General features: G+C 61.8%; 17 protein-coding genes and 1 riboswitch. Of the genes, 9 read left to right on the top strand and 8 right to left on the bottom strand.

Annotated features, from left to right (window positions below):
* Positions 1-32 precede the first annotated feature (32 nt).
* Entirely contained in the window at positions 33-2,393 is a 2,361-nt protein-coding gene (locus tag ABIE52_RS15875; protein ID WP_118605155.1) for an arylsulfatase, read from the top strand.
* A 15-nt stretch (positions 2,394-2,408) separates the two neighbouring features.
* Here ABIE52_RS15875 and ABIE52_RS15870 read toward each other — a convergent pair whose 3' ends face one another.
* From ABIE52_RS15870 to ABIE52_RS15850, 5 genes are all read right to left on the bottom strand, one after another.
* A complete protein-coding gene (locus ABIE52_RS15870; protein ID WP_007734693.1) occupies positions 2,409-3,182 on the bottom strand; it encodes an ABC transporter ATP-binding protein in 774 nt (257 codons plus the stop codon).
* The gene (locus tag ABIE52_RS15865; protein WP_042452436.1) at positions 3,179-4,219 is read right to left on the bottom strand and encodes a FecCD family ABC transporter permease; all 1,041 of its coding nucleotides are present in this window, start codon (positions 4,217-4,219) and stop codon (positions 3,179-3,181) included. Before ABIE52_RS15865 ends, ABIE52_RS15870 begins: the two co-directional genes overlap by 4 nt.
* A complete protein-coding gene (locus ABIE52_RS15860) occupies positions 4,216-4,968 on the bottom strand; it encodes a class I SAM-dependent methyltransferase (protein WP_042452433.1) in 753 nt (250 codons plus the stop codon). Before ABIE52_RS15860 ends, ABIE52_RS15865 begins: the two co-directional genes overlap by 4 nt.
* The gene (locus ABIE52_RS15855; RefSeq protein ID WP_192712020.1) at positions 4,969-5,982 is read right to left on the bottom strand and encodes an ABC transporter substrate-binding protein; all 1,014 of its coding nucleotides are present in this window, start codon (positions 5,980-5,982) and stop codon (positions 4,969-4,971) included.
* A gap of 58 nt (positions 5,983-6,040) precedes the next feature.
* Positions 6,041-6,221: riboswitch (cobalamin riboswitch) on the bottom strand.
* 41 nt (positions 6,222-6,262) lie between these two features.
* A complete protein-coding gene (locus ABIE52_RS15850) occupies positions 6,263-7,120 on the bottom strand; it encodes a siderophore-interacting protein (RefSeq protein WP_054827324.1) in 858 nt (285 codons plus the stop codon).
* A 156-nt stretch (positions 7,121-7,276) separates the two neighbouring features.
* On the opposite strand from ABIE52_RS15850, the gene ABIE52_RS15845 reads away from it, so the two are divergent.
* Positions 7,277-7,435: a hypothetical protein gene (locus ABIE52_RS15845; RefSeq protein ID WP_155419158.1), complete on the top strand. Its 159-nt coding sequence runs from the start codon at positions 7,277-7,279 to the stop codon at positions 7,433-7,435.
* Between the two features lie 166 nt (positions 7,436-7,601).
* The gene (locus ABIE52_RS15840; protein ID WP_054187942.1) at positions 7,602-8,393 is read left to right on the top strand and encodes an SDR family NAD(P)-dependent oxidoreductase; all 792 of its coding nucleotides are present in this window, start codon (positions 7,602-7,604) and stop codon (positions 8,391-8,393) included.
* A gap of 50 nt (positions 8,394-8,443) precedes the next feature.
* Here ABIE52_RS15840 and ABIE52_RS15835 read toward each other — a convergent pair whose 3' ends face one another.
* Positions 8,444-9,799: a DUF1254 domain-containing protein gene (locus ABIE52_RS15835; RefSeq protein ID WP_054187941.1), complete on the bottom strand. Its 1,356-nt coding sequence runs from the start codon at positions 9,797-9,799 to the stop codon at positions 8,444-8,446.
* Between the two features lie 101 nt (positions 9,800-9,900).
* Between ABIE52_RS15835 and ABIE52_RS15830 the strand changes: the two genes are divergently transcribed.
* The 4 genes from ABIE52_RS15830 to ABIE52_RS15815 all read left to right on the top strand — a co-directional run bounded on the left by ABIE52_RS15830 (position 9,901) and on the right by ABIE52_RS15815 (position 12,455).
* On the top strand, positions 9,901-10,302 hold the full coding sequence (locus tag ABIE52_RS15830; RefSeq protein ID WP_192712021.1) for a nuclear transport factor 2 family protein: 402 nt from the start codon (positions 9,901-9,903) through the stop codon (positions 10,300-10,302).
* Between the two features lie 164 nt (positions 10,303-10,466).
* Positions 10,467-10,622, top strand: coding sequence for a DUF6131 family protein (locus ABIE52_RS15825; RefSeq protein WP_003945564.1), 156 nt, complete (start codon positions 10,467-10,469; stop codon positions 10,620-10,622).
* 134 nt (positions 10,623-10,756) lie between these two features.
* Positions 10,757-11,233, top strand: a complete 477-nt coding sequence (locus ABIE52_RS15820) for a hypothetical protein (protein ID WP_003945539.1) — start codon at positions 10,757-10,759, stop codon at positions 11,231-11,233.
* A gap of 64 nt (positions 11,234-11,297) precedes the next feature.
* Complete coding sequence (locus ABIE52_RS15815; RefSeq protein WP_192712022.1) at positions 11,298-12,455, top strand: AI-2E family transporter; 1,158 nt, start codon at positions 11,298-11,300, stop codon at positions 12,453-12,455.
* Positions 12,456-12,462: 7 nt separating this feature from the next.
* Here ABIE52_RS15815 and ABIE52_RS15810 read toward each other — a convergent pair whose 3' ends face one another.
* A complete protein-coding gene (locus ABIE52_RS15810) occupies positions 12,463-12,678 on the bottom strand; it encodes a hypothetical protein (RefSeq protein ID WP_003945874.1) in 216 nt (71 codons plus the stop codon).
* A 187-nt stretch (positions 12,679-12,865) separates the two neighbouring features.
* Between ABIE52_RS15810 and ABIE52_RS15805 the strand changes: the two genes are divergently transcribed.
* Entirely contained in the window at positions 12,866-13,135 is a 270-nt protein-coding gene (locus ABIE52_RS15805; protein ID WP_003945929.1) for a DUF4235 domain-containing protein, read from the top strand.
* A 22-nt stretch (positions 13,136-13,157) separates the two neighbouring features.
* On the opposite strand, the gene ABIE52_RS15800 is transcribed toward ABIE52_RS15805, so the two are convergent.
* Positions 13,158-13,565: a RidA family protein gene (locus ABIE52_RS15800; protein ID WP_019747226.1), complete on the bottom strand. Its 408-nt coding sequence runs from the start codon at positions 13,563-13,565 to the stop codon at positions 13,158-13,160.
* 111 nt (positions 13,566-13,676) lie between these two features.
* Between ABIE52_RS15800 and ABIE52_RS15795 the strand changes: the two genes are divergently transcribed.
* A complete protein-coding gene (locus ABIE52_RS15795; RefSeq protein WP_003945782.1) occupies positions 13,677-13,892 on the top strand; it encodes a BldC family transcriptional regulator in 216 nt (71 codons plus the stop codon).
* Positions 13,893-13,963: the final 71 nt, after the last annotated feature.

The raw sequence follows: 13,963 nt of genomic DNA, 5'->3' as shown, positions 1-13,963 counted from the left end.
TGGAAATCAGAGGACCTACAAGGAGCCAGATCATGGCCAACGCATTCAAAGGCGTCGTCAACCTCGATATTCGCGATTCGATTCCCGACTGGAGCCCGTACGAGCAGCCGAAGGCCGCCGCCGGCACACCGAATATTCTTTACATCGTTCTCGACGACGTTGGATACGGCGCCATGGGTTGTTACGGGGGACCGATCGAGACGCCGAACATCGACCGCATCGCGGGCAACGGATTGCGGTACGGGCAGTGGCACACCACAGCGCTGTGCTCCCCGACGCGATCGTGTCTGCTCACCGGGCGAAACCACACGACCAACGGCATGGCCTGCATCAGCGAGTGCGCGGTCGGTTTTCCCGGCGGAAACGGTCACATCCCTCCCGAATGTGCCACGCTCGCCGAGGTTCTGGTCGAGCAGGGATTCAGCACCGCGATGGTCGGCAAATGGCACCTGTGCGCAGAAGACGAGATGAATCTTGCTTCCACGAAACGGAATTGGCCGGTCGGCCGCGGATTCGAGCGGTTCTACGGCTTTCTCGGCGCCGAGACCAATCAGTGGTATCCCGATCTCGTCCACGACAACCACCCCGTCGAACAGCCGTCGACGCCCGAAGAGGGGTATCACTTCAGCGTCGATATCACCGACAGAGCGCTCGAATACATCGGCGACGTGAAGTCGATAGCTCCGGACCGGCCTGTATTTCTCTACTACGCACCCGGGTGCGCACACGCTCCGCATCACGCGCCCCGCGAATGGGCCGATCGCTACGCAGGCAGGTTCGACGCAGGGTACGAAGCCATGCGGGACGAGATTCTGGCCAGACAGAAGGAAATGGGACTTGTCCCGAAAGACACGACCCTGCCCTCACTCAACCCGATAGGCACTCCTGAGACCCGCACCGGGCCCGACGGCGAACCGTTCCCGCCGCTGGATTTCACCCGCCCCTGGGACACTCTCTCCGCTGACGAGCAGCGACTGTTCTCACGGATGGCGGAGGTGTACGCGGGCTTCCTCTCGCACTGTGACGATCAGATCGGACGCCTGCTCGGATACCTCGAAGAAATCGAGCAGCTCGACAACACGATCATCGTGGTGGTCTCCGACAACGGTGCCAGCGGTGAGGGCGGACCCGACGGATCTGTCAACGAGAACAAGATTGCGAACGGTGTACCCGACGACCTAGCCGAGAACCTGGCGAAGCTGGACGAGTTGGGCAGCACCGAGACGTACAACCACTATCCCAACGGGTGGGCGATGGCGTTCAACACGCCCTTCAAGATGTGGAAGCGTTACTCGTTCAACGGTGGAACCTGCGACCCATGCATCATCTCGTGGCCGGAGGGCATCGATGCCCGTGGCGAGATTCGAGATCAGTACCATCACGCCATCGACGTCGTCCCGACTCTGCTCGACTGCGTCGGCGTCGACTTGCCTGACACGGTGAAGGGGTACACCCAGCACCCGATTCAAGGCGTGAGCATGCGGTACAGCTTCGATGCCGGCAACATCCCCACCGCCAAGCACACCCAGTTCTATTCGATGCTCGGAGGACGAGGAATTTGGCATGACGGCTGGAAGGCCGTCACCACGCACCCGACTCTGAGCGGGTGGGGCCATTTCTCGGAAGACACCTGGGAGCTCTACCACACAGAGTTGGACCGAGCCGAGCTCCGGAACCTTGCGGATGAAGAACCCGGCAGGCTGGCAGAGCTGGTGGGGTTGTGGTTCCACGAGGCCGGTGCCAATCAAGCTCTGCCACTGGACGATCGGTCCGGTGTCGAACTCCTCACCACGCCTCGCCCCCAGTTGGCCCCGCCCCGAAACCGGTATGTCTACCGCCCGGGCGGAGCCGAGGTACCGGAAGCCGTCGCCGTCAACCTTCGTAATCGTTCATTCTCGATCGGGGCAGTTGTCGATTTGGCCGAACCAGGTGCGACCGGTGTGCTCTTCTCGCATGGTGGCAGGTTCGGTGGGCATTCGCTGTACGTCAAGGACAACCGCCTGCATTACGTGTACAACTTCCTCGGCAGTGAACAGCAGAAGATCGATGCCACCGAAGACCTTCCGATCGGCGAAAATATAATCTTGGCAGCAACTTTCGAGAAGGAAGGCGAGGATCCGCCGGGCACTGCGCACGGGGTGCTCGGCCTCTACTACGGCGATCGGAAAGTCGGTGAGGGCAGAATCCGCACTCAGCCAGGCAAGTTCAGCATCGGCGGCGGCGAAGGGCTCAATGCAGGCCGTGACAGCGGGGAGCCCGTAACCGACGACTACCCGGGTACGTCGCCATGGGCGTTCACGGGTGGAACGCTCAACCGGGTGGCCATCGACGTCAGTGGTGAACCGTACGTCGACCTCGAACGCGAAGCAGTGGCGATGCTCTCGCGTGAATGACAGTTCCGAGTGCGTCTAGTTCGAGCCGGGCGGAAGGTATCGCACGGTAGGTACTCCGCCGGGACCGTCCAGGCGAACCTCGGCGTCGACCTGGTAGACCTCGGCTATCAGGTCAGCGGTGAGGACCTCGGTCGGGCTTCCGTGGGCAACGATGGATCCCCGGTTCAGCATCACTATCGAATCGCAGAACATGGCGGCCAGATTCAGATCGTGCAATGCCATGATCGTGGTGGTGGGGAGGCGTCGCACGAGCGCGAGCAATTCGAGTTGATGGTTGATGTCCAGGTGATTGGTCGGCTCGTCGAGTAGCAACTCGTGCGGTTCCTGAGCGAGGGCGCGCGCGATCTGGACGCGTTGGCGCTCCCCGCCGGACAGGGTGTGCCACGACCGGTCCAGCATGCCGGCGAGGTCGGTGTGTTCGATCGCTGCCCGAACGGCGTCGCGATCGGAATCCGATTGCCCACCCCACAGTCCGCGGTGCGGTGTGCGTCCGAGTTCGACTACCTCCGCGACCGTCAGATCGATCTCGGTGTTGCTGTGCTGATCAACGGTCGCGATCCGACGCGCGACGTCGCGGCGTTTCCAGTCGGACAACGGGGTTCGGTCCAGGGTCACGACACCGGACGTCGGACGATTGTGCCCGGCAAGCAGTTTCAGCAGCGTCGATTTCCCCGAACCGTTGGGGCCGAGAAGCCCCACCGTACTTCCGGTTGTAGGCGAGACGTCGAGGTCGTCGACTATGAGCGCCCCGCCGACCCGCCAACTGACGCCGGCAGCTTCGAGTGTCATGGCCTGGCCTTCCGTCTCCAGAGGATGACGGCAAACGCAGGCACACCGACCAGCGCGGTCACCACACCGGCCGGGAGTTCCTGCGGCGCAATGGCTGTGCGTGCTACTGCGTCGACCCAGACAAGGAAGATGGAGCCGATCAGTGCGGACGCAGGCAGGAGTCGGCGGTGGTTCGAACCGACGAGAGCCCGCGCCGCGTGCGGGAGGACCAGGCCCACGAAGCCGATGGCGCCTGCGACGCTCACGATCACCGCGGTCATCAAGGCTGTTGCCAACAACAGGGTCACACGCACCCGCCACACGTTCACCCCCAGCGACGACGCCGCGTCCTCGCCGAAGGCAAAGGCGTCGAGTGCGCGGGAGTGAGTCAGACAGACCACGAGGCCGACTGCGACCACCGCAGCGCAGAGTGCGACGTCGAGCCAGTCGGCGCCGCCGAGTGAACCCAGGAGCCAGAACATCACGCCGCGGGTCTGCTCGGGATCGGCCGAGGTGATGACGATGAACGAGGTGAGCGCGGAGAACAGTTGGGTCGCGGCGACACCGGCCAGGATCACCCGATCCGGCGTGCCGCCGGCCGCATGGGCGAGCAGCAACACAAGGGCGAAGGAGATCACCGCGCCGATGAAGGCGCCGCTCGACAAGCCGATCACTCCCGACCCGACTCCGAGGATCACGATCAGTACGGCACCGGTCGAGGCGCCGGACGAGATACCGAGGACAAACGGATCGGCCAGTGGATTGCGAAGCAGCGACTGCATGATCGCACCGCACAACCCGAGACCGGCACCGCAGAGCGCGGCGAGCAGGGTACGCGGCAGACGGAGGTCCCAGACGATGCCGTCACGGATAGGGGTGACGTCCGCCGCGGTACCGCCGAGATGGCCGACGACGATCGAAGCCACCTCACCGACCGACAGACCGGCGGGCCCCAACGTGATGGCAACGGCGGCTGATCCGGCCAGCGTGACAACACCGATCATCCACAGCAGGGTGACGGTCGTCGGGTTGTCACGCAGCCGAACTCTTGTCGTCATCTCACGCCGTAGACCACGTAGTCGTCGAACAGTTGCCAGACCGTCCCCGACTCCCGAAAACCTGCTTGCGCGAGCGCCGCCAACTGGAAGTCGACGGCTGTGGGCGCGGTGGCGTCACGTCCGGCGAATCTGCGCTCACGCTCGTCGGTCAGTGCCCCGATGCCGTGAGTGGCCCGCAGCTCGTCCCACCAGCTGTCCCACTCGGGAGCGCCCGCAGCAAAGGCGGAGCGTTGCGTCTGCTCGTCGTGAGCCTTCGCCCATCGCCCGATGACAGGGAAGCGGCTGTCGAAACGAAAGTGATCACCGTTGAGCAGGACTCCGTCCGGACTCAGCAGTTCGCGGCACTGCCGGTACACCTCGACGAGCTGCTGCGGTTGCAACCAGTGCAGCGCGGTTGTCGACACTATCGCCTGAACCGGCGCAGCCACCGAATTCGGCCAATCGGCTCCCGCCAGATCTGCGTCGATCAGCTGCAGTCGGTCACCGAAACGCGTCGACGACTGGCGGGCGAGCTCCAGCAGCATCGGGTCGTAGTCGATCCCCACAACGCTCGCATGCTCGAACTTCTCGAGAATTCGGGCGCTCAGTGAACCCGGCCCGCAGGCCAGGTCGACAACCGTGAACGGGGTGTGCGCGTGCTGCAATTCGAGAACGTCGAGAATCACGTCGAAGCGCTTCTCACGGTCGGCGATGTATGCCGCCTGCTGGTCGTCCCACCGACGCACCAGTTCACAGATCTCCGCGGACATCTAGACCACACCCAACTGGCGCAGCCCGTCGGAGAGCTGTTCGATGCCACCGACATTGCGGATCGAGGGATCCATCGTCGTTCCTTCGAGGATGATGTAACGCTTGTTCTTCACTGCGGTGAGCTTGCTGGCGACCGGGTCCGATTCGAGGAACGCGATCTTGTCTGCGGCACTATCGCCGTCTCCACCGCGGTCGAGATCTGCGAGCACCAGCACGTTCGGGTCTCGATCGAGGACACTCTCCCAACCGATTTCGGGCCAATACTGCTTGTTGTCGTCGAAGGCGTTCTTCGCACCCACCGCGTCGGTCATGATTCCCGGTGCACCGCAGCACCCGGCGAAGTACGGAGTCTTCGTGGCTGCGTACCACCACGCCAGCGTCACGTTCTCAGCTCCCAGTGCCGCCGTGGCGGTGGCCGCGCGATCCTTCAAACTCTCGGTGAGCTCGACACCTTTGTCCTTGGCATCGAACAGTGTTGCCACGTCGTCGATTTCGTCGTACAAGTCGTCGAGCGTGAGGGCCTTGCTCTGCTCGGCATCCTGACCGGTGCACTCGCTGGGTGACTGATATGTCGCGACACCGAGGTCGGTGAACTTGATCCGGTCGGCGATGCCCTCCGAGGTGAACGTGTAGTTGAACGTCGTGTAGACCATGTCCGGTTCGCGTTCGAGGACACTTTCGAATGACGGGAACTCGGTGTCGAACGCCTGGACCTGACCACGCGCCTCGCGCAGTTCTGGGAGGACATCGTCATCGCTCATGGCGTACCCGGCCATCCGGTCCTGCACTCCCAGTGCGAACAGCATCTCTGCTGCAGGTTGATTTACCGCGATTGCCCGTTCGATCGGTCGCTCCACCGTGACGTCTCGGCCACAGTTCTGGACTGTCACGCGCGATTGTTCGGAAGAGTTGGATTGTCGGGCAGCGCTGTCGTCGGAGGAGCAGGCAACCAACGACGCGCTCAACAGGGCAGCGACGGCGGCGGCGGGTAGGCGAAGTCTGGACAGACGCATGGAATCTCGTTCTCGCAGGGGCTCGTTCGCGGAGCCCGTTACCGTGTGAACAGGCGCCTGTTGACCCCTGCTGCCAGCCGGTATTCGGACTCGAGATCGCCCCACCCGAGCGCCTTCCCAGATTCTCATCCAGTGGCGTAAGCCCGGGCGGTCACCCTCACCGCTGCGCGTCAGTTCCGGATTCACACCGGATTCCCTGACCCCCTGTGTGGAGGTCCGCTGGCACAGAGGAACTTATCACCGCAGTGCACCGCCGGTCAGGTCGGCTGGTGTGAGGCAATCAGATCTCGATGGCCAGGTCGTCGATGTCGGTGAGGGTTCCGCCGTCGGCGAGGATGCGCTCGTAGTTCTCGCGTCGACGGAGGTCGATTTCGGTGTTGCTGACGCCCTCCTTCCAATATCCGAATATCGCGACGTCGTTTTTGTCGAGTCCGACGGTCGATCGAAAGTGCTTCCGGATTGCGCGCATCTCGTTGCGTTCACCGGCGCCCCACACGACGTAGCTCGCGGGATTGGCGAGCTCGCGTGCTCGTACCGCCAGTGGGCCGTCGGGCTCGGCCGGATCTGCGCTCACGCGGTGAAGCTCCAGGCCGGGGAGGGCGGGCAGTTCGGCGAAGGCGACCTCGTCATCTGTTGTGACCCAGCCGATTCCGACGACGTCGGTAGGTAACTGCTCGATGATCGAGTGCAATGCGGGTATTGCGGTGCCGTCCAGAAAAAGTGCGATACGTCGACCAGGAACATCAGGGATCAAGAAGTGTGGCCGCGGACCGGTGAGGCCGAAGGTGTCACCGACGGCCAACGTTGCTGCCCACCTCATCATCGGACTGGTCTGTCCGTGCAGGACCACATCGACGACGATCGATCCGCTCGCTGAATCGTAGGAACGCACCGTGTACACGCGCGAAGCGTCGTCGAAGGCCGGCCCGAGATTCATGCGTACGGTCACATTCGGGCGTGACCAGGTCGGATCGTCGGTCGACTCCGTCAAACGAGCCGTGATCCGCAGCAGGTGATCGCTCGGTCGCTCCATCGCTTCGACGATCGCGAGAACGTCGTTGAGTCCGCGATTGTGGTCAGCGGTCCTTAGGACGGTCGTCGGGGGAGTTGTTGTGCGCGAGGCGTCTGCATGTGTCATCGACTGTGCTCCTGGATCGGGTTTTCGGGATGCCGCCAGGTTAGTGCTGCCTAAGTCGAGCGAGTTGTCCAGAAGTGACATCTGATTACCTGAATGATTCGGGTCTCGAAACGACGCGGTTGAGCGAGTGGTGCCGGCGCTGCTACCGTGCCTGTGATGTCCATACGCCGCTGTTCTCTCGCTTCCGGCCGTGCACTGCGCACGGCCCGATTCGGCGTAGCGACTTTCCGACGTGGGCGTAAGGCGATCGACCGCCGCCCGTCCGGTCTTGTCTGGATCGAAAGAGCCTTGGCCGCACCGGCCGGATCCGTCTGACATTCGCCACTTCGGCGAGCATTGCCTCGCCGAGATTTCGCAGTGCCACACCTGTTGCAGTGCTGCGCATTTCCCGTACCTGAAGTTTCTCGCGGGTGAGTTGTGAGTGTCGGCGCCACCGAGCCTGGAATGCCAGCCAACTCGTTTTCGTGAAAGGTACACAGCAATGAATCGTTTCGAAGGTCGTCGTATTCTCGTCACCGGCGCAGGATCTGGAATCGGGCAGGCCACCGCGCTGCGGTTGCTCGCCGAAGGTGGCCGCGTGGTCGCTGCAGACATCTCCGAGCAGGGTTTGGCGAACACCCGGAAATCGGCAGAACATGCTTCGACGGAGGATCGCCTCGACACCGTCGTCGTCGATATCGGTGACGAGAGTTCCGTCATCAAGGTTGTGGGTCAGGCGATTTCGACTCTCGGGGGATTGGACGTACTGGTCAACGCCGCCGGGATACTGCGTGGTGGGCACACCCACGAGACCTCGCTGGACCTGTGGAATCAGGTGCTCTCCGTGAATTTGACGGGCACTTTCCTCGTCACCCGCCAGGCACTGCCGGCTCTCCTCGCCACCGCCAACGCAGTCGTGGTGAATTTCAGTTCCACCTCCGCGGCCTTCGCGCACCCGTACATGGCCGCGTACGCCGCAAGTAAGGGAGGAATCCAGTCCTTCACTCACGCACTGGCTCTCGAATACGGCAAGCAGGGTCTGCGTGCCGTCGCGGTGGCTCCAGGCAGTGTGAAGAGCGGGATCACCGACACTACGGCGTCGTACTTGCCGGAAGACACCGACTGGTCGCTCTTCGGCAAGTTGTCACCGATTCTGAGCACTGATCTGGAGTCCGGTGGTGCCCCCATGGCCGGGCCGGAAAGTGTTGCGGGAGTTATCGCGATGTTGGCATCCGACGATGGTGCCTTCATCACGGGCACGGAGATCCGTGTCGACGGCGGCACACACGCCTGATTCTGAGTCCGTCTGACGGCCCGCACAGGCAGGCCGTCAGACGCGAGCCGTCATTCTTGCGAGCGAGTGATGGCGGGGACGACGTAGGACTGATCGAGCACGGCGGGCGAAGGTTCGTACATTCTCAGTACCGGTCGGAAATCCCCGCGCGGTGCGGGCAGCCAGTTTGCCTTCGCCGTGGGATCTTTCGGCTCCTCGTGGCTGATCGTGATCGTCAACGCACCGTCGGCGTCGTGGACGATTCCTGGAGTGCGGTCGCCGATCGAGTATCGGTCGACGGGGTTCGCCACGAGGAAGAAGTCCGGCACCGAGTACATCGTCAGCGACCAGAAGGCGCTCACCGGCGGAGTGGGGTCGAGTCTTATTGTGTAGGTCTGGTTTCCGTTCAACTGCTCGCCCTGATCGTCGACGTAGGTCATGATGTACGCCGCTTCGTAAGGGTGGTTGCCCCACAGCCCGCCCTTGGCAGCCGCGGCGCGTTCGACGATGCGCAACTTGGGATCGGCGATCTTGAATTGTGGATCGTCGATTGTGCCGACCTCGAAGTAGTCGAGGTTGTAGTCGAAGGCGTGGAATGTGAGCTTCCATCCGTTGACTTCGGGGCTGGAGCCTTTCGTGAGGGCCTCGAGCAGGTTCTTCTCACCGATCGTCAATCCGTCAGCCAACGCGGCTGCCTCGTCGGCAGAGAGTGAAGCGGCAGAGTGTGAGCTATAGGGAGAGGCCCCGGGCTCGTCGATTCCGATCGGGGAGAAGGAATCCTGGAGTTCTCGATCGCGTGGGGCCGGCGGAAACGCCTGTGACCAGATGCGGAGTTTCTCGAGGAACAGGAGGTCCTGGCTTACCCCGGGTTCGGGCACTGGGAGACCCGCCGAGTTTCCGGTGGAGTCGACGACGGTCAGTGTGGTGGCGTCCTGCAAGGCGTGCACCGCAGGGAGGTCGTCGTCGCCACCGCATGCCCACCGGCCCACGATCGACGCAATGTTCGTGGGAAATCTGATCACCGTGGTCTGGTCCGCCGGGGTTCCCGTCCAGGTGGGTGGGACGAGAAGGAAGTCTCCGCTCTTCGTGCCGGTGGCCCGATGCCCGACGTAAGCGAAATTGTTTGTCCAGGCGTCCACGAACTGGAGGACGTAGTAACGGCCATCGGTATCGGGGACGTGCAGCGCAACGGGGCCGACAGAGAGATCGATCTGCGCCATGGAATACACGGTGTCGTTGTTGATCGTGACGAAAGTGTCTGCCGGCCCGGCCAGTGTGCGGGCGTGGCTGAAGGTGTTGAAAGGTGCGGCGGGGTTCGCTCCGACACCGTTGTGAACATACCGATGGACCTGGTCGAGATTGAAAACGAGGGGAAATCCGTAGATATACGCCTGAGCTGCAAGCTCGGTGCGACTGGTGTCTGTCATCTCTGCCCTCTCGTCGTGCACGTCGGTTCGAAGTCCACCCTGCGGGAACCCTGCCGTCGGGGCATCACCCGCCGAGGGTGACGACGGTAGAGGGAGAAGACATGTCGGATCAGGAGAGTGCGGCATTGGTCGCTGTCGCAGACGAGTGGAACGTCGCGATGTGCTCGAACGACGCCGAACGGATCGGCGATTTCATGGCAGACGACTGGGTGATCGTCTCGGAATCCGGAGTGTCGACCAAAGCGGAGTTCCTGGGCTTCGTGGCCTCGGGCGACCTGACTCATGCGGCGATGGACCGCGTCGGGAGCGCTCGCGTGCGTTTCTTCGGTGACGTCGCACTGTTCACCACGCTGATCGTCAATACCGCGCACTACGGCGGCAGACAATACGACGCCGACGAGTGGACCACCGACGTGTTCGCGCGGCGAGACGGTCGTTGGCGCTGCGTGTTGAGCCACATCACGCCGGCGGTCGAGGCGAAGATCGAGGACGTGGAACTGTGAGGTAGAGATAAGAGAAAGGCTGATGTTTTAACGGAGGCGCTATTGGGTAGTAATACGAGTTTCGCATTTATGAATGTATTTATCGGATTTATCGATTGTGAAGTTTCTGTAGTAGCGTCAGTTGAGTAGATCATTTTGATACGCATACCGGATGAGGTTCTCACATGATTGTTCTCGGCATTATTCTGGCGTTGATCGGCTTTTTCACGGGGTTGAGCATTCTGACCACCGTCGGCATCATCTTGGTCGTCGTAGGTGCAGTTTTGTCCATCCTCGGTGCTACCGGGCGCGCAGTGGGCGGACGAAAAGTCTGGTATTGATCAATACTGCGCGAGTAGTTGAGAAGGCGGTACCCGATCTCTTCGGAGATCGGGTACCGCTTTTGTGCTCCAACTGGTTTTCGGTCTCTCTACCCCAAATTATCGATCTGAGCGGCATCGGGTAAACATGAAGGATGCTTTCTCGAGACCATGACGAAGAGAAATCTGCCGAGCGATTCAGATTCCCTCGCAGATGGAATCAGGTTGACGAATCGCGCCGCGGTTTGGTGTTGGCGTGGGTGGCCTTCACGTTGACGTTCGGCGGAGCACGTCTGGTGACGTGGTTGATCCAGATCGACACCAGGGACGTCGGCGACATCAGCGCCGGTGGCACTCATCTGCATCACTATTTATGGGGAATTCTGCTGTTGGCCGGGGTGGCGATCTTCGGACTCGTAGACCGAAGCCCTCGCGCAAGAACATGGATGGGCATCGCGTTGGGCATCGCACTCGGGCTCATCGTCGACGAGGCTGCGTTACTGATCACTCTCGACGACGTCTACTGGCAGAGCGACGGTTGGCCCAGCATCGCCATCGCTGTGTCGATCATCGGAGTGGTAGGAACCGGTCTCGCGCTGACCCGAAGCGGAGCGGAGAAGCCTCGAGGTTGATCCGGCCACGGCACGGGTACTCACTCCCGTGCCGGGAAGTCGCGCGGATCGTGAGGTGGCTTGAATGGATCCCAGTTCCGCGGACACCTCACCGGATTCCGACAGTGAAGTCAAAGCGGCAGATCCGATGGCGGAAGCCGAACGTGAAGCCGCAGCATTGGCGACGCCCGTCCGGCCGCTGGGCGAACCGGGGCCGAGGTTCGATCGTCGTTCACCGTTCTTCATCGGTCTGAGCGCGGCGGCCGGTGTTGCCGTGACGTACGCGGTGATCGAAGTGCTCCTGGCGGCGCGAGGCATGCTGATCCTGATCGTGGTCGCGCTGTTTCTCGCGGTGGGCATCGAACCGATGATCGTCTGGCTGGAGCGGAGACATTTCCGACGCTGGATCGCAGTCACCGTGGTACTCCTCGGAATTGCAGTGATGTTGGCGCTGTTTCTGGTTGCTGCGATCACCCCGCTGGTCGAGCAGGGACGTCAGTTCGCATCACACGCTCCCGAACTTCTGACACACATTCGTGACCGGTATCCGATCGTCAGCGACCTCGACGAGAAGTATCACCTCGAGGAGCACCTCACCACCCAACTGGACGGTTCGGGGTCTGCGCTCGCGACGGGTTTGCTCGGAGCGGGGCGGGCGGTGTTCAGCGCAGTCGCCGACGCTGGAATCGTTGCTGTACTGACGACGTACTTCTTGATCGACTACCCACGAATCCGCACGAATCTGTATCGGCTGGTGCCACATTCGCGGCGGCCACGAGCAATCGCCATCGGTGATCAGATACTGGCAGGTGTGGGTGGGTACGTCCTCGGCAATGTTCTGATCTCCGTGATCACCGCAGTGTGCACCTTCGCGTGGTTGTTGATCTTCGACGTGCCGTATCCGTTGATCCTGGCGCTGCTGGTCGCTCTGCTCGATCTGATTCCGATAGTCGGTTCCACGATCGCAGGGGTTGTCGTCGCCCTGGTCTCCCTGACAGTCTCTGTCCCAACGGCATTGGCGACAGTTGCGTTCTTCATTGCGTTACGTCTGCTCGAGGACTACCTGCTCGTTCCGAAGATCATCGGGAAGACGGTAGCGGTCCTGGCACTGGTGACCGTTGTCGCGGTTCTGTTGGGTGGAGCGTTGCTCGGTATTGTCGGTGCGTTGCTGGCGATTCCGGTCGCTGCGGCCTTGCTGCTGCTTGCAAGGGAGACGCTCTTTCCGCGCCTCGACGCTTCTTGACCGGCTTCTATCGGACGCTTCGCGCGCGACGCCGAGAACCAGGATTCGGCTTGGGGCACATCCGAGTCGGGATGGTTTCTCCCTCGGCGGTGATACGGAATACCGAGACTTTCTCGCTACAACCGTGATTCAGATCGACCGCGTATGCGATTGCGGCGCGATCCGAGACGAAATCTTCCATCACCGTTGTACCGTCCGGTAGTTCGATTCTGTAGTTTTCCATGACTTACACAACCTTCTTTCGCTAAGACGATCCTACCCGGCTCGAGAAGTGGCAAACCCGTGGAACACAACGTGCGACAGTCGTCTTCGTGCCTTGCCGGAGCAATGTTTCGACACCTCGCCTGCTGGGTAGTGAGAGTCGGTCAGCCGCTCAGGCGGTACGTATCGAACCACGGAGGATCCGCGCAATGAGCGCAGTATCGAAAGCGATGTACAAGCCACTCTCACTGGCGACCAGCGTCCTGGGCGGCATCTTGGCCGGCGCTGTCTTCCAGCAGGTGTGGAAGCGCATCGGTGACGACAAGAATGCGCCCGAGCCCAAAGACTTGAGCAGGTCGAGCAAGGAAGTCCTGATCGCCGCAGCCCTGCAGGGAGCCATCTTCGCTGTTGTGCGAGCCGCAGTGGATCGTGCGGGGGCAAAGGGCTACCGGGCCCTTGCTCACGAAGATCCTCGGTAGGAACGCCCGGTTCGGTTCGAGTTCAGTCGACGACGGCCGCGATTGCCTCGATCTCGACCAGTTGATCGTCGTAACCGAGAACGGTCACACCCATCAGAGTGCTCGGGGCGTCGTGATCACCGAACGCGTCGCGGACTACCTCCCACGCCGCAACGAGGTCGGCTTGATTGCTCGACGCCACCAGGACGCGGGTGTTGATCACGTCGGTGATGGACGCGCCCGCGTCCGAGAGAGCTGTTCTCAGGTTGTCGACGGCCTTGGCTGCCTGTCCTGCGTAGTCACCGATGGCGGCAGTAGAGCCGTCCTCGTTCAACGGGCAGGATCCGGCCAGGAAGATCAGTCGGGCCTCGGCGGGAGCCGTTGCTGCATAGGCATATTCAGCCACCGAAGAGAGTGACGTGGAACGGATCAGAGTTACCGACTTCGACATTATTTCCCCAAGGAATAGTAAAGTTTTGCAGCGAGTCTTTCACAGCACGCCAGGGGTTGCCAATTCATCGTCGGACCCATCCCTTCAGTCGGCAGCTACGAATGACTGTCAATGAGCCGAGAAGAAGAGCACACAGCACCTGTCGACGAGTGGCTGACGACCAAACAGGTTGCAGCACTGTTCCACGTCGACAGGACCACGGTGTCCAGATGGGCGAGGGAGGGCAAAGTCGGCACTCTGAGAACGCTTGGCGGGCATCGGAGGTACCGGCGATCGGAGATCGAGACGTTGCTGCGTAACCGCTCGACGACGCTCGATCACCAATAACCTCCGGCACGAAACAGACAGGTCGCCGAGCATGATGAGGGCTCGGCGACCTGTCTGGTCAGCAGGAAGTA

This window comes from Rhodococcus sp. OAS809, from assembly GCF_040546695.1.
GTDB lineage: Bacteria > Actinomycetota > Actinomycetes > Mycobacteriales > Mycobacteriaceae > Rhodococcus_F > Rhodococcus_F qingshengii.
This window is presented reverse-complemented; position numbering and strand designations above follow the sequence as displayed.